The organism is Streptomyces sp. BBFR102, assembly GCF_051397025.1.
In the GTDB taxonomy this organism is placed as follows: domain Bacteria; phylum Actinomycetota; class Actinomycetes; order Streptomycetales; family Streptomycetaceae; genus Streptomyces.
Window position 1 is genome coordinate 2709771 of sequence record NZ_CP195757.1, and the last position, 22455, is coordinate 2732225.

The window sequence follows — 22455 nt, forward strand, 5'->3', positions numbered from 1 at the left end:
ACGGAGTGCTCTGCGCCGGAAGGGGCCGAAGCCTCCTCGATGTGGAGGGGTTCGCGGAGCGGGCCTCTCGCGGGACAACGGAAGAGCCCGTCCTCTCCGTGGAAGGAGAGGACGGGCTCTTCGGTCCGGTGGGTTCACCGGCGGGACGTCGTCCCGGCCGGGGTCACCGGCAGGAATCAGCCGTTGCGCTTCCAGCGCGGCTTGTCGTCGCGGCGGCCGAAGGAGGACGAGGACGAGGAGGACGGGCCGCCTCGGTGGTCGTCACGACGGCCGTAGGGACGGTCGCCGCCGGTACGGTGGCCGCCCGTCGGGCGGTCGTCGCGGCGGTCGCGGTTGAAGGGGCGCTCGCTGCCACGGTGGCCGGAGGGGCGGTCGTCGCGGCGGAAGCCACCACGGTCGTCGCGGTCGTCCCGGCGGAAGCCACCCTCACGACGGTCACCGCCACGGAAACCACCACGGTCACCACCGCGGTCGTCACGACGGAAACCACCACGGTCCCCACCACGGTCACCCCGGTCGTCCCGACGGAAACCGCCCTCACGACGGTCACCGCCACGGTCGTCCCGGCGGAAGTTGCTGCGCTCGCGCTCGCGCTCCTCGGCGGCGAGCGCCGCCTCGGCCTCGGCCGCGACCTCGGCCTTGGCGGCCTCGGTCACCTCGGCGACAGCGGCCTCCGGGTCGTCGCCGCGCTCGCGGGCGGCGCGGGCGGTCAGCCGCTCGGCCTCCTCGCGGAGTTCGGCGGCGCGGCGGGTGGCACGCTCCAGCTGGCGGGTGAGGTCGCCGACCTCGCGCTCGGCCTGCTTGGCGGCGTTGTCCGCCGAGTCGGCCTGGACCTCGGTGAGCGAACGAGCGCCGGTGATCTCGGCGACCTCCGGGTCGAAGACCCCGCTGCCGCCCACGATGTGGCGGGTGGCGTCGACGCCGGCGTCCTCCATGAGGCGGAAGATCTGGCGGCGCTGGTGCGGCAGGGACAGCGACACGACGGTGCCGGAGCGGCCGGCGCGGGCAGTGCGGCCCGAACGGTGCAGGTAGTCCTTGTGGTCGCCGGCGGGGTCGACGTTGAGGACCAGGTCGATGCCGTCGACGTGGATGCCACGGGCGGCGACGTCGGTGGCGACGAGGACGTTGACGTGGCCGTCCTTGAAGTCGGCCAGCGTCCGCGTACGGGCGCCCTGGGTCATGCCGCCGTGCAGCGCGTCGGCCTTCAGGCCGGACTCGCGCAGCTGCTCGGCGACGCGGTCGGCGCCGAGCTGGGTGCGGACGAAGATGATCGTGCGGCCCTTGCGGGCGGCGATGGCGCCCGTGACGGGGGCCTTGTCGCGCGGCTTCACGATGAGGATGTGGTGGCTCATGGTGGTGACGGCGCCCTGGGCGGCGTCGACCTCGTGGCTCACCGGGTTCTTCAGGTAGCGCTTGACCAGGCTGGAGATCTCGTTCTCCATCGTGGCCGAGAAGAGCATGCGCTGGCCGCCCTCGGGCACCTGGTCGAGCAGCTCGGTGACCTCGGGCATGAAGCCCAGGTCCGACATCTGGTCGGCCTCGTCGAGGATGGCGATCTCGATGTTCTCGAGCGAGCAGGCACCGCGGTTGATGATGTCGCGCAGGCGGCCCGGGGTGGCCACGAGGATGTCGACGCCACGCTCCAGGGCGTAGATCTGGTTGCCCATCGAGGTGCCGCCGCAGACGACCTTCATGCGCAGGCCGAGGACGTCGCCGTACGGCTGGAGCGCGTCGGCGACCTGCATGGCCAGCTCGCGGGTGGGGGTCAGGATGACGCCGCGGGGCTTCTTCTTCTCGGTGTGGCCGCCCGACAGGGTGGCGAGGAGCGGCAGACCGAAGGAGAGGGTCTTGCCGGAGCCGGTGCGGCCGCGGCCGAGGATGTCCTTGCCCTCCAGCGCGTCCGGGATGGTCGCGGCCTGGATCGGGAAGGGCTTGGTCACGCCGTTCTGGGCGAGCTTGCGGACGATGCCCTCGGGCAGACCGAGGGAGGCGAAGGTCACGCCGTCGTCCTCGGAGTCGGCCTCGTCCTCGGCGGCGGAGTCGGCCTCGGCGGCGACAGCGTCGGCGTCGTCCACATCGGCGGCGTCGGCCACATCGGCCACGTCGGCGGCGTCGGCCTGCGCGGTCTCGGGCAGCTCGGCGGCGGGGATCTCGGCCGTCACGGCCTCGGGGGTGATGGCCTCGGCGGCCGGGATGTCGTCGTGCCGCAGCTGGGACTGCTCGGGCAGGACGGTGTGGTCAGTGCTGGAAACGGACATGCGAAATGCGAAACCTTCCGGAGTCTCGGCACGCGCCCATTACTCCGTGAAGTCGCAACTTGATGAAGTCGCAATCGACCGCCTCAGTGCGGTCCGGCCACGGCTAGGAAAAGAGAACGCGCCACGCGGCGCTGGTCGGCCCCTCCCCTTCGGATGAAAGCGGGGAGAAACAGTGCGCCGGGCAAATGGGATCAAACGATCTACCACCATACGCACCCCTCCCCCGTCGTGGCAAACTCGCAGCCCGGAGCGGTACGTCACCCTTCCACGGGACTCTCCACCGGGCCCCGCGCGGCCTGCACGCTCCCCTCGCCCTCCTTCCCGGGAGCCGCCCCGGGCGCCGCCTCCACCACCTGCCGGTACAGCGACGGCGTCCCGGCCGGCCCGCTCCGCCCGTCGCCTTCCGGGGCCTTCGGCAAGGTCCCCCCGCCGGACTCCCCGGGCCCCTCCTCCCCCGGCGGCGGCGTCGGCCCCGGCTCGGGGCCCGGCCCCGGCTCCTCGGGTGGCGGAGTGCCCGGACCGGGCTCGGGACCGGGTCCCCCCGACGGGGTGGGCGCGGTACCGCCGCCGGGCCCACCGGGTCCGGGATCACCCGCACCGGGCGGCCGGGGCGAAGGAGTGGGCCCGGAGGGCGCGTCGGTCGGCTCGGTCACCCTGCCGTCGTGGTCCCGGACGCGGTGGCCGTCCTCGACCCGATCCTCCCGCCCGCCGTCCGTGACCGGTCCCGCCCCTCCCTCGCGGCCGACGCCGTGGCCGCCGTGGAAGCCGCTGCCGCCGGTGCCGTACTCCGTGCCGCCGTCGGGGGCCGGCCTGCCGTTCTCCGGGGAGGCCGTGGAGGGGGCGGGGGCGGCGTCACCGGTCTCCTCGCCGACGCTCACGCATCCGCTCGCCGAGGCGAGGGCCGCCACGGCGGCGAGGAGACGGACGGGACGGGACAACTGGTGCACTTCAGGGCCTCCCGGCGTTCGGAGCGGAACTCCCCTGCCCAACTCCCCTCGCGCCGCGCAGGACACGGAGACGGGCTCGCGGGCGACAATGGCGGCGTGCTGGAAATGACTCGCGATGCCTTCGAGGAACTGGTGAGCCAGGCCCTCGACCAGATCCCGCCCGAGCTGACCCGCGTGATGGACAACGTCGCCGTGTTCGTGGAGGACGAACCCGACCCGTCCGACCCCGAACTCCTCGGCCTCTACGAAGGGACGCCGCTGACCGAGCGCGGCGAGTGGTACGCGGGCGTGCTGCCCGACCGCATCTCCGTCTACATGGGCCCCACCCTGCGCTACTGCGACACGCCGGAGATGGTGGTGGACGAGGTCGCGGTGACCGTCGTCCACGAGATCGCGCACCACTTCGGCATCGACGACGACCGCCTCCACGAACTCGGCTGGGGCTGACCGCCCCTGGCGCCGGGCCCCCGCGAAACCGGCGCCCGCCCGTGGGAGAGCCCGGCGCGAGGCATGCCCGGGCCCCGCCATGGGCAGGCGCCGGGCATGGCCGACGCGACGGAGGAACACCCCCGGCGGACCCGTGCCCACCGCGGACACCCCGCCCCGAAGAGCCGCACCGGTACCGCGCCCCTCCTGCCCGTCCGCCCGCAACCCGGGCCGCTGCGCCGCTGGACCGCGCTGACCGCCGTGGTCCTGCTCGGCGCCTGGCTCGGGCTGCTCGCGGTGGGCGGCGTGCGCGCCCCCGTCGGCCCCATGGACACCCGGCTGACCCTGCGCCCCTCCCTCACCGGCGGCACCAAGATCAACGTCTCGCCGCTCGGCGACCTGACGCTCGACTCGCACGTGGCGCCGCTCCGCCTCGACGTCGACGTGGACCGCCTCGACCCGGACCGCTCGGCCGCCCTGGTGCAGAACCCGGAGCTGTTCTCCCAGCTCGGCGACGAGGTCGCCGCCGACGTCCAGGACGGCACCCTGGACCTCGCACTCCGCTCGGTCGCCGCCGTCGCCGTCGGCGCCACGGCGCTCGGCCTGATCGTCTTCCGCCGCCCCCGCCGCGCCCTGGCCGCCGGCGGCCTCTCCCTCGCCCTGCTGGCCTCCTGCGGCGTCGCCGCGTACGCCACCTGGAACCCGAAGTCGGTCCTGGAGCCGAAGTTCTCCGGGCTGCTGACCAGCGCCCCCTCGGTGGTCGGCAACGCCCGGTCGATCGTCAGCGAGTTCGACGTCTACCAGAAGGAGCTGGCCCGCCTGGTCACCAACATGACCAAGCTCTACGACGCCACCTCCACCCTCCCCGCCTACCAGCCGGACCCCGGCACCCTGCGGGTCCTGCACGTCTCCGACATCCACCTCAACCCGGCCGCCTGGCACATCGTCGAGTCGCTGGTGGAGCAGTACGAGATCGACGTGATCGTCGACTCCGGCGACACCATGGACCACGGATCGGCCGCCGAGAACGCCTTCCTCGACCCGGTGAGCCGCCTCGACACCCCGTACGTCTGGGTGCGCGGCAACCACGACTCGGCCGCGACCCAGCGCTACCTCGGCGAGTTCGAGAACGTCCGGGTGCTCGACGACGGCAGGGCGGTGAACGTCGGCGGGCTGCGGATAGCGGGCATCGGCGACCCCGCGTACACCCCCGACCGAAGCCAGAAGGCGGCCGGCGACCCCGGGGAGGCGGCGGCCGGGAGGAAGCTGGCGGCCGAGTTGCGCCGGCAGGCGGCGGCCGGGGCGCCGGTGGACATCGCCGTCGCGCACAACCCGGTCGCGGCCGAGGAGACCGACGGCGAGGTGCCGCTGGTCCTCGCCGGACACCTGCACCACCGCAGCACCCAGCTGCTGCCCGGCGGCACCCGGCTGCGCGTCGAGGGCTCCACCGGCGGCAGCGGCCTGCGCGCCGTCGAGCAGGACACCCCGGACCCGATGATGGCCTCGGTGCTCTACCTGGACCGTGACACCAAGCGCCTCCAGGCATGGGACGAGATAAGCCTCGGCGGGCTCGGCCTGAGCACCGCCGAGGTCAGCCGCCACCTCCCGGAGGAGAACCAGCCGGGTGCGGAGCCCTCGCCCGGCGGGCCGGGGAGCCCGTCCCCAAAGCCGCCCGCACCCCGGCCGAACCAGTAGCCGGGGCCGGCTCCGCGGGCGCGGGCAAAAGCGTTTTGGCGATCGGGGTCGCCATCCCATATGCTTCTCACGTCCCCGACGCGCTGACACAGCGCCCAGGCGGGCCTCTTAGCCCTCATCGTCTAGTGGCCCAGGACGCCGCCCTTTCAAGGCGGTAGCACGGGTTCGAATCCCGTTGGGGGCACGCAACACCCGTGTGGGACTCGTCTCACACACCTCTGGTCCTGTGGAGCAGTTTGGAGTGCTCGCCACCCTGTCAAGGTGGAGGCCGCGGGTTCAAATCCCGTCAGGACCGCGCTGACCTTTCGAGGTCGCGTGGCTGGGTAGCTCAGTTGGTACGAGCGATCGCCTGAAAAGCGATAGGTCGCCGGTTCGATCCCGGCCCCAGCCACAGGTGAGGCCCCCCGTTCTCGGACGGGGGGCCTTTTGCTTGCGCGGGCTGCCCCCGAGTTTCGGCCGTCGTCCGGCCGGGGTGGGTGGCCTCAAACGCCGGCCAGGCTGTTGATGGCCAAGGTGCATCTCCAGCACCGGCTCAAGATGGCCTCAGACGCCTGCCGGGCCGTTGTTGCGTCGGCGGTCGGTCCTGCTGGGAAACTGGGTCGCCACTTTCCGCGCCGGGGTGAGATCCTGGGACTGGTATGTCTACGATCTCCGACCTCCACCCTCTGCTGGCCGAGCTGTCGCTGCGCGACGCGCACCGGCTCGGCCGTCGCCTGGAGGGCACCCGCCGTATACGTAAGCCGGAATCCAGGGCGGCCGTCCTGGAGGAGATCAGGGCGGAGGCGGAGAAGGGCGCGGCCAGGATGGCCGAGCGCCGGGCGCGTGTGCCGGAGATCAGCTATCCCGAGCAGTTGCCCGTCAGCCAGAAGAAGGACCTGATCGCCGACGCGATCCGGGAGAACCAGGTGGTCGTCGTCGCCGGCGAGACCGGTTCCGGCAAGACCACGCAGATCCCCAAGATCTGCCTGGAGCTGGGCCGGGGCGTGCGCGGCATGATCGGCCACACCCAGCCGCGCCGGATCGCAGCCCGCACGGTGGCGGAGCGGATCGCCGACGAGCTGGACACGCCGCTCGGCGAGGCGGTCGGCTGGAAGGTGCGCTTCACCGACCAGGTCCGCCAGGACGCCACCTTCATCAAGCTGATGACCGACGGCATCCTCCTCGCGGAGGTCCAGACCGACCGCGAGCTGCGCGCCTACGACACGATCATCATCGACGAGGCCCACGAGCGCAGCCTCAACATCGACTTCCTCCTCGGATACCTGGCGCAGCTGCTCCCGCGCCGGCCCGATCTGAAGGTCGTCATCACCTCCGCGACGATCGAGACCGACCGGTTCGCGCGCCACTTCGGCCCGCGGATGGCGACCGTCGGCGGCGAGCCGGCCGGCGAGGACGCGGCCGCGCCGGTGATCGAGGTCAGCGGGCGGACGTACCCGGTGGAGGTGCGGTACCGGCCGCTGCTGGAGGAGGGCGGCGAGGACGCCGACCGCGACCAGGTGACCGCCATCTGCGACGCCGTCGGCGAACTGCAGGCCGAGGGCCCCGGCGACGTGCTGGTCTTCCTCTCCGGCGAACGGGAGATCCGCGACACCGCCGACGCGCTGGCCAAGCGGAACCTGCGCGGCACCGAGATCCTGCCGCTCTACGCCCGCCTCTCCCACCAGGAGCAGCACCGCGTCTTCCAGCGCCCCGGCCCGGGGGTCCGCAGCCGCGTGGTGCTCGCGACCAACGTGGCCGAGACCTCGCTGACGGTCCCCGGCATCAAGTACGTCATCGACCCGGGCACCGCCCGCATCTCGCGGTACAGCCACCGCACCAAGGTGCAGCGACTGCCGATCGAGCCCGTCTCGCAGGCCAGCGCCAACCAGCGCAAGGGCCGCTGCGGGCGTACCTCGGACGGCATCTGCATCCGGCTCTACTCCGAGGAGGACTTCCTCGCGCGGCCGGAGTTCACCGACGCGGAGATCCTGCGCACCAACCTCGCCTCGGTCATCCTCCAGATGACGGCGGCCGGCCTCGGCGACATCGAGAAGTTCCCCTTCATCGACCCGCCGGACCACCGCAACATCCGCGACGGCGTGCATCTGCTGACCGAACTCGGCGCGCTCGACCCGGCGGAGAAGGACCCGCGCAAGCGGCTGACCGAGCGCGGTCGCCGACTGGCGCAGCTGCCGGTCGACCCGCGGCTGGCCCGGATGGTGCTGGAGGCCGACCGGAACGGCTGCGTCCGCGAAGTCATGGTCATCGCGGCGGCCCTGTCGATCCAGGACCCCCGCGAGCGGCCGTCCGAGAAGCAGGCCCAGGCCGACCAGCAGCATGCCCGCTTCAAGGACGAGACCAGCGACTTCCTCAGCTATCTCAACCTCTGGCGTTACCTGCGGGCGCAGCAGAAGGAGCGGTCGTCTTCGGCGTTCCGCCGCATGTGCAAGGCGGAGTACCTCAATTACCTGCGCATCCGCGAGTGGCAGGACATCTACACCCAGCTGCGCACGGTGGCCCGGCAGATGGGCCTGGAGCTGAGCGAGGACGACGCGGCGGACGAGCCGATCCACATCTCGCTGCTCTCCGGTCTGCTCTCGCACATCGGCATGAAGGACGTGAAGGAGACCACCCCCGCCGCCTCCGCCGCCAAACAGGGGCGCGACGGCGCGCGCGGTGGCCGGAACGAGTATCTCGGCGCCCGGGGCGCCAAGTTCGCGGTCTTCCCCGGTTCGGCGCTGTTCAAGAAGCCGCCGCGGTTCCTGATGTCGGCCGAGCTGGTGGAGACCTCCCGGCTCTGGGCGCGGGTCAACGCGAGGATCGAACCGGAATGGGTCGAGCCGCTCGCCGAGCACCTGGTGAAGCGGACGTACAGCGAGCCGCACTGGGAGAAGGATCAGGCCGCCGTGGTCGCCTACGAGAAGGTGACGCTGTACGGCGTACCGATCGTGGCGCACCGGAAGGTGAACTACGGCCGGATCGATCCGGAGGTCTCCCGGGACCTTTTCATTCGCAACGCCCTGGTCGAGGGCGACTGGCGCACCCACCACCAGTTCTTCGCCGCCAACCGGAAGCTGCTCACCGAGGTCGAGGAGCTGGAGCACCGGGCGCGGCGACGCGACATCGTGGTGGACGACGAGACGCTCTTCGACTTCTACGACCAGCGGGTGCCGGCCGACGTGGTCTCCGGCGCGCACTTCGACTCCTGGTGGAAGCGGAAGCAGAAGGAGGAGCCCGAACTCCTCGACTTCGAGCGGTCGATGCTGCTGACCGAGGCGGCGCGGACGGTCACCAAGGCCGACTACCCGGACTCCTGGCGGCAGGGGGAGCTGAAGTTCCGGGTGACGTACCAGTTCGAGCCGGGGGCGGACGCGGACGGCGTCACCGTGCACATCCCGCTCCAGGTGCTCAACCAGGTCACCGACGAGGGCTTCGACTGGCAGATCCCCGGCCTGCGCGAGGAGGTCGTCACCGAACTGATCCGCTCGCTGCCCAAGCCGGTCCGCCGCCACTACGTGCCCGCGCCCAACTACGCGCAGGCGTTCCTGAAACGCGCCGCCCCGCTCCAGGAGCCGCTGCCGGTGACGCTCGCCCGGGAGTTGCAGCGGATGGTGGGCGTCCCGGTGACCGGTGACGACTTCGACACCTCGCGGGTCCCCGACCACCTCAAGATCACTTTCCGGATCGTCGACGAGCGGCGCCGCACCCTCGCCGAGGACAAGGACCTCCAGGCGCTCAAGCTCCAGCTGCGCCCCAAGGCCCGCCAGGCCCTCTCCCAGGCGGCCGCGGCCACCGCCGAACGCTCCGGCGGCCCCTCGATCGAGCGGACGGGCCTGACCGACTGGACGATCGGCGCGCTGCCCGAGGTCTTCGAGACCCGCCGGGCCGGCCAGCCCGTCAAGGCGTACCCGGCCCTGGTCGACAAGGGCTCCTCGGTCGCCGTCCGCCTCTTCGACTCGCCCGCCGAGCAGCGGCAGGCGATGCGGCGCGGCATCCGGCGGCTGATCCTGCTCAACATCCCGGTCAACCCGGCCAAGTTCGCCGCCGACCGGCTGACCAACCAGCAGAAGCTCAACCTCTCGGCCAACCCGCACGGCTCCGTCCAGGCCCTCTTCGAGGACTGCGCGACGGCCGCCGCCGACCGCCTCATCGCCGACCACGGCGGGCCCGCCTGGGACGAGGAGGCGTACCGGAAGCTGTACGAGAAGGTGCGCGCCGACCTGGTCGACACGACGCTGCGGGCGATCCAGCAGGTCCAGCAGGTGCTGGCGGCGTGGGGCGCGGTGGAGCGGCGGCTGAAGTCGACCCGCTCGCCGGCGCTGCTCGCCAACCTCGCCGACGTCCGCGAGCAGGTCTCGGCGCTGATCCACCCCGGCTTCGTCACGGAGGTCGGCCTCGGGCGCCTCGGCGACCTCAAGCGCTACCTGGTCGCGGCCGACCGGCGCCTGGCGCAGATGCCGACCGGGGTGCAGCGCGACACGACGCGGATGGCCAAGGTCAAGGAGATGCAGGACGAGTACGCCTGGCTGCTGGAGCAGATGCCGCAGGGCAGACCCGTACCGAAGGAGGTCCTGGAGATCCGCTGGATGATCGAGGAACTCCGGGTCAGCTACTTCGCGCACGCCCTCGGCACGGCGTACCCGGTCTCCGACAAACGCATCGTGAAGGCGGTGGACGCGGCGGCTCCGTGAGGGCGGCGGACCCGCGGGAGGGGAGCTGGGAGCGTGAGCGTGCGGTCGCGCAGAGCGAGTTCGCGTGGCGGGCCGGGACTGGGGTACAGTCCTGTCACGCAGCACGGCGCGGAAACGGGCGGTGCGCACCAGCAAGGTCCTGTGGAGCAGTTTGGAGTGCTCGCCACCCTGTCAAGGTGGAGGCCGCGGGTTCAAATCCCGTCAGGACCGCAGCAGAAGGCCCCACATCTTCGGATGTGGGGCCTTCTTCGTTGTCCTGCCCGGGTGTTGCCGGCGGGGGGCGCGCCGCCTTGACGGTCCGCGCGGGCGCCGGTACTCAGGCAGCGGGGCCCGGCGCGGGTGCGTCGCGCGCCCCGGGGAGGTGACCCGTGCCGGATTCCGTCACAGCCGCTCTGCCGTCCGCCGAGGCCCCCGGCGTGCTCCGCACGGACGAACGCCGTGCGGAGCCGCCTCCGGGCTGTACGCGGGCGTCCAGGGCCGGTTGGCCGCTCGCCCGCGTCACGCGCGTCCACCCCCACGCTCACCCGGACGCCACCGCGGGCACGTGCCCGCGCACCGGCCGGTACGCGGCGGGCCGGCGGCCACGACGGCCGGCGGAGGCCCGGCACGTCCGTACGCGCGAAGGCCCCACCCCCGGGATGACGAGGAGCGACGGCACGCGGGGCGCCGACCGCCCCGGGGAGGGAAGGTGAGCGGATGCCGCTCAGGGCGGCGGGCCCCATTAGTGCAACCGCCCTCCCTCGGACAAGGCGGGCGGCCTGTGACGGGTGTCACCGAAAGAGTTTTTGAAGAGGTCCCCTTTAACCACCCCATACACCCCATCAATTTAATATGTGCAATTGCACTGCCCTCGGCGGCTACCGGCGAGTTCCGCGAGGAGCCGCCCCCGGCCCGGGCCCCACCCTCGCCGACCCCGCCCGCGAAGTCCCCGAGGAGACCCGTACGGGACAGATTCGCGCAGGTGCGAGGTGTGCCGGCACAAAGGGCCGAGGCGATCCGGAAGCGTCGGCGAGGACGCCCGGGCAAGGCTCCGGACACAAAGAAGATCGCGCTGGACCCGGCGGAGTCCAGCGCGATCAGAACGACTTACCCGTGGAGCACGGGGGACGGGGTCCGTTGGGGCAGACCGCCACGTCGTGTGGAGCTATGGGGTGCTGTGCGAGGCCGTGACGGGCGCACGCCGGGTTGGGGGACCCGGAAACGCCCTGTTTCAGGCGGTTTTCAGGCTTCGCTGCGCTGCTGCGGGATGCCCGCGAGCAGTGCGCGGACCTCGGCCTCGCGGTAACGACGGTGTCCGCCGAGCGTGCGGATCGACGTGAGCTTGCCAGCCTTCGCCCAGCGCGTGACCGTCTTGGGGTCGACACGGAACATCGTGGCGACCTCAGCGGGGGTCAGCAGCGGCTCGGCATCAGGGGTGCGAGCGGTCATGAGCGGCCTCCTCGGGAGAACCGAACCTTCTCGGTTCTTTCCTCTAAATTCTGCACCTTGACCCGCGTTGCCCGAAATGGCGGACGCGGGTCGAGTCGGTTATAGGACGAACGGCTTGTCCTCGGCACTACAACTACACCATCCGTCCAGCCACGTCGGCCAAACCGATGGAATTGCCCTCTCAGGTGGCCATCAGCGGCGGTAAGCCGATGGACCGTGCCATAGCGGACAGTCACACCCCCGTGACAATCAGTCACAGGAGCGATCAGGAGCCACCACACCGCCCAAAGGACGCAAGGGTGAGCAATCCGCCCCTACTTGGGCGAATGGAGCCCGCGCCGGGCTCCTTGTCCTATTTTGGCACGAGGGCGGGGGAAGGGCGCAAGGTCCCGTCTCCGTGGGTTCCCTCACGTTTGGGGTATACGCCCGGATCGGGACCTAGGTCCTAGGACCCCGGCCCGCGCGCCCGCGCTCAGTTGGCGAACTGCCGCTCGCGCACCGCACGCCACCGCTCGACGAGCCGCGCGTACGCCTCGCCCGCCACCACGTCGTCGCCGACGCCCAGCGCGCGGACGCCCGAGGCGACGTCGGCCGCTGAGCGGTCGGCGTCGAGCGCCTCCGGAGAGAGCACGTGCACCAGCCCGCCGTAGTCCAACTCGACCAGTGCCCGCGGGTGGAACTCCTCCAGCCACCGCCCTACATCTACCAGGCTCGCCACCAGCGGCCCGCCGGCCTGGCGCACCCCCCGCTCGGAGGGGTCGGCCGCGGCCACGCTGTCGCGCAGCGCGCGCAGCCCGCGGGCCACCCGCCGGCGGGCCTGCGCCATCGGGGTGCGGTAGCGCAGCGACGGGGCCTGGCCCTCCGTCCCCCGGTCGTACTCCCGGTCCTCGTCGCCGACGAGGACGAACCAGCTCAACGGGACCGACCAGGCGGCCTGCCTGATCCACGCCCGGGCGTCCGGGTGGCGCTCCAGGTGGCGGGCGTACGCGCCCGCCGCCTCCGCGCGGACCGCCGAGGGCAGCGCGGCGTCCAGCACCGCCGGCGGGAGCCGCTCGGCCGTCTGGCCGAGCGCCTCCCAGCACCGCAGCCGGGTGGTCCACGGGCAGATCAGCGGGGTCTCGCCGGACCAGAGCACGAAGGCATCGGCGCTCTCCCGCTCCGGGGCCGGCAGCGGGGGCGTCGCCAGCACCGCGGTGAGCCGCGCCCGCAGCTCCTCCTCGTACGAGGGCGGCTCGGCCTCGTGGGCGTACCGCTCCCAGTAGCCGCGCTCCGGCTCGAGGAAGGCGCCGAGCGGCTCGTAGACCCGCAGGTACGACGCGTACGGAAACCTGACCGCGGACACCTGGGGCACCCCGCTCCCTCCCTGTGACTCCGGCTCGGGCATCTCGCGCATCGTGCCACGCCGGGCCACCCGGGCGAGGGAAGATCAGGCTCGGGGGACGACCGGGGCACGTGCTCGTTCTACTCTCGTGCCACGGCGTCCGCCACCTCTACGGACACCGCCCATCCGCCGCATCTCACCGGGAGTCACCACCGTGACCGACGTATCCGACGGCGTCCTGCGCACCCTGTTCCGTTCGGAGCGGGGCGGCCACGAGCAGGTCGTGCTCGTCCAGGACCGAAGCAGCGGCCTCAAGGCCGTCATCGCCCTCCACAGCACCGCCCTGGGGCCGGCCCTCGGCGGCACGCGCTTCTACCCCTACGCCGACGAGGCCGAGGCGGTAGCCGACGCACTCAACCTCGCGCGGGGCATGTCGTACAAGAACGCCCTCGCCGGGCTGGACCACGGCGGCGGCAAGGCCGTGATCATCGGGGACCCCGAGCGCGACAAGACCGAGGAGCTGCTGCTGGCCTACGGCCGCGCCGTCGCCTCGCTCGGCGGCCGGTACGTCACCGCCTGCGACGTCGGCACCTACGTCGCCGACATGGACGTGGTCGCCCGCGAGAACCGGTGGACCACCGGGCGCTCCCCCGAGAACGGCGGCGCCGGCGACTCCTCGGTCCTCACCGCCTTCGGCGTCTACCAGGGCATGCGCGCCTCGGCCCAGCACCAGTGGGGCGACCCCTCGCTGCGCGGGCGCAAGGTGGGCGTCGCCGGGATCGGCAAGGTAGGGCGGCACCTCGTCGACCACCTCCTGAAAGAGGGGGCCGAGGTCGTCGTCACCGACGTCCGCGAGGAGGCCGTGCGGCTGCTCACCGAGCGGCACCCCGAGGTCACGGCCGTCCCCGACACCGCGGCGCTGATCCGCACGGCCGGGCTCGACGTCTACGCCCCGTGCGCCCTCGGCGGCGCGCTGGACGACGCGACGGTCCCCGCGCTCACCGCCCGGGTGGTCTGCGGCGCCGCCAACAACCAGCTAGCCCACCCCGGCATCGAGAAGGACCTCGCCGACCGCGGCGTCCTCTACGCGCCGGACTACGTGGTGAACGCCGGCGGGGTCATCCAGGTCGCCGACGAGCTGAACGGCTTCGACTTCGACCGCTGCAAGCAGAAGGCGACGAAGATCTTCGACACGACGTCGGAGATCTTCGCACGTGCGAAGTCCGATGGCGTGCCCCCCGCGGCCGCCGCCGACCGGCTCGCCGAACAGCGCATGGCGGAGGGCGGCCGGGCCTGATCCACCCCCGGACAGCGATCATTTCCAGCCAACTTCCCCCCGCCGTGAACGCACACGGCGGGGGATTCGACTGGCTGGGGGCGCGCAGAGAGCGCGGTGGCGATCACGGGACGTATCCGACCGAAACGCCCGAGAGGCTCGGCGGGGAAGGCAGTGCGCGCGGCGGCCGGCCGGTCGCTGGCGAAGGCCGGGGAAACGGCGCGCCAGCAGGGCGATCACGCTTCGGCTCACTGTCGATCACGCTCTGAACAGGCCCTGGAGCGGCGCACGCCGGTGCGGGAGGGGCGACCGGCGGAGTTGGTCAGGTACTGGTCAGGGCGGTCGGCACACCCGGCCAAGGGGGAGACAAGACTCACGCCCGTCGGCGGGTCGCCGTCACCCGGCGGGTTAAACTCGCAGCTGACCAGCGAGGACAGGGGCTCCTCGACGGTGCTGACCACCGGTCCGTACGGTGGGCGGCGTACCGGAAGCACGCGGAAGCAGGTACCGTGGAAGCCCTACGGGCACGGACTCCCCACGGAGAGTCCGTCTCGAAACATGAACGCGTGTCAAGACTCTGGGGCCGTCGAGCCCCGTCACCGAGGGGGTCGAGCCATGGGGCGCGGCCGGGCCAAGGCCAAGCAGACAAAGGTCGCCCGCCAGCTGAAGTACAACAGCGGCGGGACTGACCTGTCGCGTCTGGCCAGCGAGCTGGGCGCATCGACTTCGAGTCAACCTCCGAACGGCGAGCCGTTCGAGGATGACGAGGACGAGGACCCGTACGCACAGTACGCGGATTTGTACAACGACGACGAGGACGAGGACGACGAGTCCGGTCCCGCGTCGAAGCAACGCCGCGGCGTTTGACTTAGCACCGAGCACCCGGTCAGGGACCATCCAGGTTCCGGACCGGGTTCTGTGCTGTCCTGCGCAACAACAGACCGAGTGAGCGAGCGCGTGGTGCGAGCCACGCGCTGAAGCGTGCGTACCCGCGCACCGCACGGCCACCCGGGGGCCGCCGCCTCAGTGCGACCGGTCCCGGGCCGGGTCGGCGATGCCGCGATCCGCACCACCGCCGTCGGTCGCTTCGGCAGCTTCCGGGCCACTCGCTCCGCTCCCGCCGTCCTTCTCGAAGCCATGATCGCCATTCCTGGTCACCGCTCTGGGCGGGTGCCGCGCCGTGTCCGGGGGGTCACGGCGCGGCACCGTCCGCTCAGGCCGCGTAGTCACCCGTCAGGGTCGCCCCGGTGGCCTCGCCGCCGCGGCGGGTGATCTCACCGGCCACCCAGGCGTCGACCCCGCGGTCGCGCAGCGTGGTCAGCGCCACTTCGACCGAACCGGCCGGAACGACGGCCATCATGCCGACGCCCATGTTCAGCGTCTTCTCCAGCTCCAGCCGCTCCACCTGGCCAGCCTTGCCGACCAGGTCGAAGACGGGCGCCGGGGTCCAGGTCGACCGGTCGATCGCGGCGTGCAGCCCGTCCGGGACGACGCGGGCCAGGTTGTTGGCGAGGCCGCCGCCGGTGATGTGCGAGAAGGCGTGCACCGCGGTGGTCCGGGTCAGTGCCAGGCAGTCGAGCGAGTAGATCTTGGTCGGCTCCAGCAGTTCCTCGCCGAGGGTGCGGCCGAACTCCGGCACCTCGCGGTCCAGGCTCCAGCCGGCCCGGTCGAAGACCACGTGGCGGACGAGCGAGTACCCGTTGGAGTGAAGACCGGAGGAGGCCATCGCGATCACCGCGTCGCCCTCCCGGATGCGGTCGGGGCCGAGCAGCCGGTCGGCCTCGACGACACCGGTGCCCGCACCCGCCACGTCGAAGTCGTCCGGCCCGAGCAGCCCCGGGTGCTCGGCGGTCTCGCCGCCGACCAGCGCGCACCCGGCGAGGACGCAGCCCTCGGCGATGCCCTTGACGATGGCGGCGACCCGCTCGGGGTGGACCTTGCCGACGCAGATGTAGTCGGTCATGAAGAGCGGCTCGGCCCCGCAGACCACGATGTCGTCCATGACCATGGCGACCAGGTCGTGGCCGATGGTGTCGTAGACGCCGAGCTGCCGGGCGAGGTCGACCTTGGTGCCGACGCCGTCGGTGGCGGAGGCGAGCAGCGGGCGCTCGTACCCCTTGAGGGCGGAGGCGTCGAAGAGACCGGCGAAGCCGCCGATGCCGCCGAGGACCTCGGGGCGCCGGGTCTTGCGGACCCAGTCCTTCATCAGCTCGACCGCGCGGTCACCCGCTTCGATGTCGACGCCGGAGGAGGCGTACGAAGCGCCGGTGGGGGTTTCAGACATGGCTCGGACTTTCGTGTCGGCCGGCCCGGCGGCCCGCCCGCGCCGTCGACGGTGACGGCACGCGGCGGAGGGGCGGCGGGGCTACCTGCGGCTACGGACGGCGGAGGGCGTCGGCGGCGTCGGCGCCGCCCGCCAGCTCGGTCTCCAGGAGCTGCTTGCCGAGCAGCTCGGGGTCGGGCAGCGTCATCGGGTACTCACCGTCGAAGCAGGCCCGGCAGAGGTTCGGCTTGTCGATGGTGGTGGCCTCGATCATCGAGTCGATCGAGATGTACGCCAGCGAGTCGGCCCCCATGGAGGTGCCGATCTCCTCGACGGTCATGCCGTTGGCGATCAGCTCGGCGCGGGTCGCGAAGTCGATGCCGAAGAAGCAGGGCCACTTGACCGGCGGCGAGGAGATGCGGATGTGCACCTCGGCGGCGCCCGCCTCGCGGAGCATCCGGACCAGGGCCCGCTGGGTGTTGCCGCGGACGATGGAGTCGTCGACGACCACCAGCCGCTTGCCCTTGATGACTTCCTTCAGCGGGTTCAGCTTGAGGCGGATGCCCAGCTGGCGGATGGTCTGCGAGGGCTGGATGAAGGTCCGGCCGACGTAGGCGTTCTTGACCAGTCCGGCGCCGAAGGGGATGCCGCTGGCCTCCGCGTACCCGATGGCGGCCGGCGTGCCGGACTCCGGGGTCGCTATGACGAGGTCGGCCTCGGCGGGGGCCTCGGCGGCGAGGCGGCGGCCCATCTCGACGCGGGAGAGGTAGACGTTGCGCCCGGCGATGTCGGTGTCGGGACGGGCCAGGTAGACGTACTCGAAGACGCAGCCCTTCGGGCTGGCCTCGGCGAAGCGGGAGCTGCGCAGGCCGTTCTCGTCGATGGCGACGAGTTCGCCGGGCTCGATCTCGCGGACGAAGCTGGCGCCGCAGATGTCCAGGGCGGCGCTCTCGCTGGCGACGACCCAGCCGCGCTCCAGGCGGCCGAGGACCAGCGGACGGATGCCCTGGGGGTCGCGGGCCGCGTAGAGGGTGTGCTCGTCCATGAAGACGAGGGAGAAGGCGCCCTTGACGTCCGGGAGAATCCTGGCGGCCGCTTCCTCAAGGGTGAGCGGCTTGCCGTCGTCGTCCGTCTGCCCGGCGAGGAGTGCCGTGATCAGGTCGGTGTCGTTGGTGGCGGCGACCTGCGTGGCCCGGCCGTTCTCCTTCGGCAGCGCGGCGACCATCTCGGCCAGCTCGACCGTGTTGACCAGGTTGCCGTTGTGGCCGAGGGCGATCGAACCGTGCGCGGTGGCGCGGAACGTCGGCTGGGCGTTCTCCCACACCGAGGCACCGGTGGTGGAGTAGCGGGCGTGGCCCACCGCGATGTGGCCCGTCAGGGAGCCGAGGGAAGTCTCGTCGAAGACCTGGGAGACAAGGCCCATGTCCTTGAAGACGAGGATCTGGGAACCGTTGCTGACCGCGATTCCCGCGGACTCCTGGCCCCGGTGTTGGAGGGCGTACAGCCCGAAGTAGGAGAGCTTGGCGACCTCTTCGCCCGGAGCCCAGACACCGAAGACGCCGCAAGCGTCCTGGGGGCCTTTCTCACCGGGGAGCAGATCGTGATTGAGTCGACCGTCACCACGTGGCACGTCCCCGAGTGTAGGGGAGATCGACCACCGGTCCGAATGGGGGACCCCGCCTTTTCCTGAGCGCACCCGCATGACCTGCGGGTTCTCCGGGCGGATGGGCGGGTGTGAGGTATCGCTCGCCGCCCCTGACCCGGCGGCTCGTCCGGGTCAGGACAGGACGGGCAGCAGGGCCGAGATGTCGGCGCGCTCGCCGCCCGCCGTGAGGTGGCCGCCGTCGACGGCCTCGCCCCAGGTGGTACGGCCGGCGGCGAGCCGGACCCAGGTCAGCGGGTCGGTCTCGACCACGTTGGGCGGGGTGCCGCGGGTGTGCCGCGGGCCCGCGACGCACTGCACGACGGCGTACGGCGGGACGCGGACCTCGACCGAGCCGCCAGGGGCCTTGGCGGCCAGCGCGTCCGCCAGGGCGCGGACCACGGCGGCGAGCGCCTGCCGGTCGAGCGGGACGTCGACTCCGGTGGAGCGCCGCAGGTCGTCGGAGTGCACGACCAGCTCCACCGCGCGGGTGAGAAGGAAGTCGGTGAAGGTCATCGCCCCGGCACGGACGGCGATGACCCGGTCCAGCGGGACGTCGGCCAGCAGCCGGGCGAAGTCCGCGGCGGCCTGGGTGTACCGCTCCACCGGGTCCTGGCCGGCGGCGGCCTCGCGGGCGGCCCGGGCGTTGCCCTCGGCGCGGGAGCCGGTCCCGGCGGCCCAGTCGAGCAGGGTGGTCTCGGCGGCGGCCGGCGCGGGCTCGACCAGCCCCGAGCCCAGCCCGTCGACGCCCCTCGCCAGGTGGGCGACGAGTTCGGCGACGCTCCAGTCGCCGAGCCCGCTGGGGGCGCCCAACTGGTCGGGGCGGAGCGCGCGGACGGCCTCGGCCACGTGCGCGGCCTGCGCGAGCACGGCCGCGCGGGTCTTCACCGGGTCGTACGAACGGGGGCGGCGTGCGGAGGCTGCTGGCATGGGCCCGAGACTACGGCGCCCGGGGACGGATGTGGCCCCGGGCGAGGACCCGGCCCGCGCCCTGTGGCCGAACGGCAGGCCCAACCACCCTCCGCAGGGCGGCAGTTGAGACAGTGAGTGGACGCGCGAGGTCCCGGCACCGGTCGCGGGACCGGTGCCGGGACCTCGGGGGGGCCGTCAGGCCATCAGTGCCTCGATGGTGCCCTCGTGCGCCTCGCGGACCTCGCGCAGGGAGAGGGCGAACTCGCCCTGCACCTCCAGCGTGTCCCCGTCGACCACGCCGATCCGGGTGGCGGGCAGACCGCGCGCTCCGCACATGTCGGTGAAGCGCAGTTCCTCGGAGCGCGGCACGGAGACGACCACGCGCCCCGCCGACTCGCTGAACAGGAAGGTGAACGCGTCCAGACCGTCCGGCACGACCAGCCGGGCGCCCTTCCCGCCGCGCAGGCAGGACTCGGCGACCGCCTGCACCAGACCGCCGTCGGAGAGGTCGTGCGCCGCGTCGACCATGCCGTCGCGGGAGGCCGAGATGAGGATGTCGGCCAGCAACCGCTCCCGCTCCAGGTCGACCTGGGGCGGCAGTCCGCCGAGGTGGTCGTGGACCACCTGGGACCAGGCCGAGCCGCCGAACTCCTCGCGGGTCTCCCCGAGGAGGTACAGCAGCTGGCCCTCCTCGGCGAAGGCGACCGGGGTGCGCCGGGCCACGTCGTCGATGACGCCGAGCACGGCCACCACCGGGGTCGGGTGGATGGCCACGTCGCCGGTCTGGTTGTAGAGCGAGACGTTGCCGCCGGTGACCGGGGTGCCGAGGATCTGGCAGGCGTCGGCCAGACCGCGGACGGCCTCGACGAACTGCCACATGACGGCCGGGTCCTCGGGCGAGCCGAAGTTGAGGCAGTCGGAGACCGCGAGGGGCTTGGCGCCCGTGGTCGCGACGTTCCGGTACGCCTCGGCCAGCGCCAGCTGCGCACCGTGGTACGGGTCGAGCTTGGCGAAGCGGCCGTTGCCGTCGGTGGCGATGGCGACGCCCAGCCCCGACTCCTCGTCGACCCGGATCATGCCGGCGTCCTCGGGCTGGGCGAGGACGGTGTTGCCCTGCACGAAGTGGTCGTACTGGGAGGTGATCCAGGACTTGGACGCCTGGTTGGGCGAGGAGAGCAGGGCGAGCACCTGCTCCTTCAGCTCGTCGCCGGTGGCCGGGCGGGGCAGCTTGGCCGCGTCGTCGGCCTGGAGGGCGTCCTGCCACTCGGGGCGGGCGAAGGGGCGCTCGTAGACCGGGCCGTCGTGGGCGACGGTGCGCGGGTCCACGTCGACGATCTTCTCGCCGTGCCAGAAGATCTCCAGCCGGTCGCCGTCGGTGACCTCGCCGATGTCGGTGGCGATGACGTCCCACTTCTCGCAGATGGCGAGGAAGCGGTCGACCTTCTCCGGCTCGACCACGGCGCACATGCGCTCCTGCGACTCGCTCATGAGGATCTCCTCGGGCGAGAGCGTGGAGTCGCGCAGCGGTACGTCGTCCAGGGTGACCCGCATGCCGCCGGAGCCGTTGGAGGCCAGCTCGCTGGTGGCGCAGGAGAGCCCGGCCGCGCCGAGGTCCTGGATGCCGACGACCAGCTTCTCGGCGAACGCCTCCAGGGTGCACTCGATGAGGAGCTTCTCCTGGAAGGGGTCGCCGACCTGGACGGCGGGGCGCTTGCTGGGCTTCGCGTCGTCGAAGGTCTCGGAGGCCAGGATGGAGGCGCCGCCGATGCCGTCGCCGCCGGTGCGGGCGCCGTAGAGGATGACCTTGTTGCCGGTGCCGGACGCCTTGGCGAGGTGGATGTCCTCGTGCCGCATGACGCCGATGGCGCCGGCGTTGACCAGCGGGTTGCCCTGGTAGCAGGCGTCGAAGACGACCTCGCCGCCGATGTTGGGCAGGCCCAGGCAGTTGCCGTAGCCGCCGATGCCCGCGACGACGCCGGGCAGCACGCGCCGGGTGTCGGGGTGGTCGGCGGCGCCGAAGCGCAGCGGGTCGACCACCGCGACCGGGCGGGCGCCCATCGCGATGATGTCGCGGACGATGCCGCCGACGCCGGTGGCCGCGCCCTGGTAGGGCTCGACGTACGAGGGGTGGTTGTGCGACTCGACCTTGAAGGTGACCGCGTACCCCTGGCCGACGTCGACCACGCCGGCGTTCTCACCGATGCCGACGAGCAGGGCGTCCGACGCGGGTGCCTTCTCGCCGAACTGGCGCAGGTGCGCCTTGGACGACTTGTACGAGCAGTGCTCGGACCACATCACCGAGTACATGGCGAGTTCGGCGCCGGTGGGACGGCGGCCGAGGATCTCGCGGACCCGGGCGTACTCGTCCTCCTTGAGGCCCAGCTCCGCCCAGGGCTGCTCGGTGTCCGGGGTGTCGGCCGCGTGCTTGACCGTGTCCAGGCTCATGCGCTGACCAGCTTCTTGATGATCGAGGTGAAGAAGGGCAGGCCGTCGGTGCGGCCGGAGCCGACCAGCGGCTCGACGGCGTGCTCCGGGTGCGGCATGAGGCCGACGACGTTCCCGGCCTCGTTGGTGATGCCGGCGATGTCGCGGAGCGAGCCGTTCGGGTTGACGTCGAGGTACCGGAAGGCGACGCGGCCCTCGGCCTCCAGCATGTCGAGCGTGCGGGAGTCCGCGACGTACCGCCCGTCCATGTTCTTCAGCGGGATGTGGATCTCCTGCCCCGCCACGTAGTCGCCGGTCCAGGCGGTGGCGGTGTTCTCCACGCGCAGCTTCTGGTCGCGGCAGACGAAGTGCAGGTGGTCGTTGCCGAGCATGGCGCCGGGCAGCAGGTGGGCCTCGGTGAGGACCTGGAAGCCGTTGCAGATGCCGAGCACCGGCAGACCCGCGCGGGCGCCGTCGATGACCTTCTCCATCAGCGGCGAGAAGCGGGAGATGGCGCCGGCCCGCAGGTAGTCGCCGTAGGAGAAGCCGCCGGGCAGGACCACGGCGTCGACCTGCTGGAGGCTCTTGTCCTTGTGCCAGAGCGGCACGGCCTCGGCGCCCGCGAGCCGGATCGCCCGCTGGGTGTCGCGGTCGTCCAGGCTGCCCGGGAACGTGACGACGCCGACCCGGGTGTGCGAACGGGCGGCCGGGGTGGGTCCCGCGGTCACTTCTCTTCCTCGACCTTCACGGTGAAGTTCTCGATCACGGTGTTGGCGAGGAAGGTCTCCGCCAGTTCGTGGATACGGGCGAGAGCGGCGTCGTCCACCGGCCCGTCCACTTCGAGTTCGAAACGCTTTCCCTGACGTACGTCGGAGATTCCTTCGAAGCCGAGACGCGGCAGTGCACGCTGCACCGCCTGGCCCTGAGGGTCGAGGATCTCCGGCTTGAGCATGACGTCGACTACGACGCGTGCCACTGGCACTCCCGGTGTGTGGTGCTGGTGCTGAGCAGGTTCGGTCAGCGTACCCGTCCAAAATTTCTACGCGCGTAGCGAGCGTGACGGGCATCACGTCCAGGTATCAGAAGTGATGCGTTCGCGGAAAATCGAGGGAAAATCGCGCAGCAGGGATTCCGGGCCATCGCGAGGGAACAATGAGAGGGTCTTCCCCAAGGATTGTCCGCCGCTGTACAAA

General features: G+C 71.9%; 15 protein-coding genes and 4 tRNA genes. 9 read left to right on the forward strand and 10 right to left on the reverse strand.

The features are described from left to right. Nucleotides 1-176: 176 nt before the first annotated feature. Nucleotides 177-2258, reverse strand: coding sequence for a DEAD/DEAH box helicase (locus tag ACSLIC_RS12000; RefSeq protein WP_436737663.1), 2082 nt, complete (start codon nt 2256-2258; stop codon nt 177-179). A 257-nt stretch (nt 2259-2515) separates the two neighbouring features. After that, entirely contained in the window at nt 2516-3205 is a 690-nt protein-coding gene (locus ACSLIC_RS12005) for a hypothetical protein (RefSeq protein WP_436737664.1), read from the reverse strand. A 96-nt stretch (nt 3206-3301) separates the two neighbouring features. Here ACSLIC_RS12005 and ACSLIC_RS12010 point away from each other — a divergent pair, with 96 nt between their 5' ends. From ACSLIC_RS12010 to ACSLIC_RS12040, 7 genes are all read left to right on the forward strand, one after another. Then, the gene (locus ACSLIC_RS12010; protein ID WP_436737665.1) at nt 3302-3652 is read left to right on the forward strand and encodes a metallopeptidase family protein; all 351 of its coding nucleotides are present in this window, start codon (nt 3302-3304) and stop codon (nt 3650-3652) included. A 96-nt stretch (nt 3653-3748) separates the two neighbouring features. After that, on the forward strand, nt 3749-5326 hold the full coding sequence (locus ACSLIC_RS12015; protein WP_436737666.1) for a metallophosphoesterase family protein: 1578 nt from the start codon (nt 3749-3751) through the stop codon (nt 5324-5326). Between the two features lie 111 nt (nt 5327-5437). Further along, nucleotides 5438-5510, forward strand: a tRNA-Glu gene (locus ACSLIC_RS12020). Between the two features lie 36 nt (nt 5511-5546). Next, a tRNA-Asp gene (locus ACSLIC_RS12025) sits at nt 5547-5621 on the forward strand. Between the two features lie 22 nt (nt 5622-5643). Next, nucleotides 5644-5717 (forward strand) — tRNA-Phe (locus ACSLIC_RS12030). Between the two features lie 247 nt (nt 5718-5964). Then, nucleotides 5965-9996: an ATP-dependent RNA helicase HrpA gene (gene hrpA / locus ACSLIC_RS12035; RefSeq protein ID WP_436737667.1), complete on the forward strand. Its 4032-nt coding sequence runs from the start codon at nt 5965-5967 to the stop codon at nt 9994-9996. 135 nt (nt 9997-10131) lie between these two features. Further along, nucleotides 10132-10206, forward strand: a tRNA-Asp gene (locus ACSLIC_RS12040). 1011 nt (nt 10207-11217) lie between these two features. On the opposite strand, the gene bldC is transcribed toward ACSLIC_RS12040, so the two are convergent. Both bldC and ACSLIC_RS12050 read right to left on the reverse strand, forming a co-directional pair. Further along, a complete protein-coding gene (gene bldC / locus ACSLIC_RS12045; RefSeq protein WP_003949541.1) occupies nt 11218-11424 on the reverse strand; it encodes a developmental transcriptional regulator BldC in 207 nt (68 codons plus the stop codon). Between the two features lie 472 nt (nt 11425-11896). Further along, nucleotides 11897-12775, reverse strand: coding sequence for a hypothetical protein (locus ACSLIC_RS12050; protein ID WP_436737668.1), 879 nt, complete (start codon nt 12773-12775; stop codon nt 11897-11899). A gap of 184 nt (nt 12776-12959) precedes the next feature. Between ACSLIC_RS12050 and ACSLIC_RS12055 the strand changes: the two genes are divergently transcribed. After that, nucleotides 12960-14042: a Leu/Phe/Val dehydrogenase gene (locus ACSLIC_RS12055; protein ID WP_436737669.1), complete on the forward strand. Its 1083-nt coding sequence runs from the start codon at nt 12960-12962 to the stop codon at nt 14040-14042. A gap of 594 nt (nt 14043-14636) precedes the next feature. Beyond that, nucleotides 14637-14888, forward strand: a complete 252-nt coding sequence (locus tag ACSLIC_RS12060) for a DUF3073 domain-containing protein (protein ID WP_436737670.1) — start codon at nt 14637-14639, stop codon at nt 14886-14888. A 346-nt stretch (nt 14889-15234) separates the two neighbouring features. Here the strand turns inward: ACSLIC_RS12060 and purM are convergent, their stop codons facing one another. The 6 genes from purM to purS all read right to left on the reverse strand — a co-directional run bounded on the left by purM (nt 15235) and on the right by purS (nt 22238). Then, on the reverse strand, nt 15235-16305 hold the full coding sequence (purM, locus tag ACSLIC_RS12065; protein WP_436737671.1) for a phosphoribosylformylglycinamidine cyclo-ligase: 1071 nt from the start codon (nt 16303-16305) through the stop codon (nt 15235-15237). 91 nt (nt 16306-16396) lie between these two features. Continuing rightward, complete coding sequence (gene purF / locus ACSLIC_RS12070; RefSeq protein WP_436737672.1) at nt 16397-17914, reverse strand: amidophosphoribosyltransferase; 1518 nt, start codon at nt 17912-17914, stop codon at nt 16397-16399. Between the two features lie 147 nt (nt 17915-18061). Next, complete coding sequence (locus ACSLIC_RS12075) at nt 18062-18856, reverse strand: sterol carrier family protein (RefSeq protein ID WP_436737673.1); 795 nt, start codon at nt 18854-18856, stop codon at nt 18062-18064. 177 nt (nt 18857-19033) lie between these two features. After that, a complete protein-coding gene (gene purL, locus ACSLIC_RS12080) occupies nt 19034-21283 on the reverse strand; it encodes a phosphoribosylformylglycinamidine synthase subunit PurL (RefSeq protein ID WP_436737674.1) in 2250 nt (749 codons plus the stop codon). Further along, on the reverse strand, nt 21280-21990 hold the full coding sequence (purQ, locus tag ACSLIC_RS12085) for a phosphoribosylformylglycinamidine synthase subunit PurQ (RefSeq protein WP_436737675.1): 711 nt from the start codon (nt 21988-21990) through the stop codon (nt 21280-21282). Before purQ ends, purL begins: the two co-directional genes overlap by 4 nt. Beyond that, nucleotides 21987-22238, reverse strand: a complete 252-nt coding sequence (purS, locus tag ACSLIC_RS12090; RefSeq protein WP_008409760.1) for a phosphoribosylformylglycinamidine synthase subunit PurS — start codon at nt 22236-22238, stop codon at nt 21987-21989. The genes purQ and purS overlap by 4 nt, the downstream gene beginning before the upstream one ends. Nucleotides 22239-22455 lie beyond the last annotated feature (217 nt).

Coding starts and splice junctions, on each gene's coding strand:
- purM (WP_436737671.1), bottom strand. CDS start 16,305: ATGTCTGAAACCCCCACCGGCGCTTCGTACGCCTCCTCCGGCGTCGAC.
- bldC (WP_003949541.1), bottom strand. CDS start 11,424: ATGACCGCTCGCACCCCTGATGCCGAGCCGCTGCTGACCCCCGCTGAG.
- ACSLIC_RS12060 (WP_436737670.1), top strand. CDS start 14,637: ATGGGGCGCGGCCGGGCCAAGGCCAAGCAGACAAAGGTCGCCCGCCAG.
- ACSLIC_RS12000 (WP_436737663.1), bottom strand. CDS start 2,258: ATGTCCGTTTCCAGCACTGACCACACCGTCCTGCCCGAGCAGTCCCAG.
- ACSLIC_RS12075 (WP_436737673.1), bottom strand. CDS start 18,856: ATGCCAGCAGCCTCCGCACGCCGCCCCCGTTCGTACGACCCGGTGAAG.
- hrpA (WP_436737667.1), top strand. CDS start 5,965: ATGTCTACGATCTCCGACCTCCACCCTCTGCTGGCCGAGCTGTCGCTG.
- purL (WP_436737674.1), bottom strand. CDS start 21,283: ATGAGCCTGGACACGGTCAAGCACGCGGCCGACACCCCGGACACCGAG.
- ACSLIC_RS12015 (WP_436737666.1), top strand. CDS start 3,749: ATGGCCGACGCGACGGAGGAACACCCCCGGCGGACCCGTGCCCACCGC.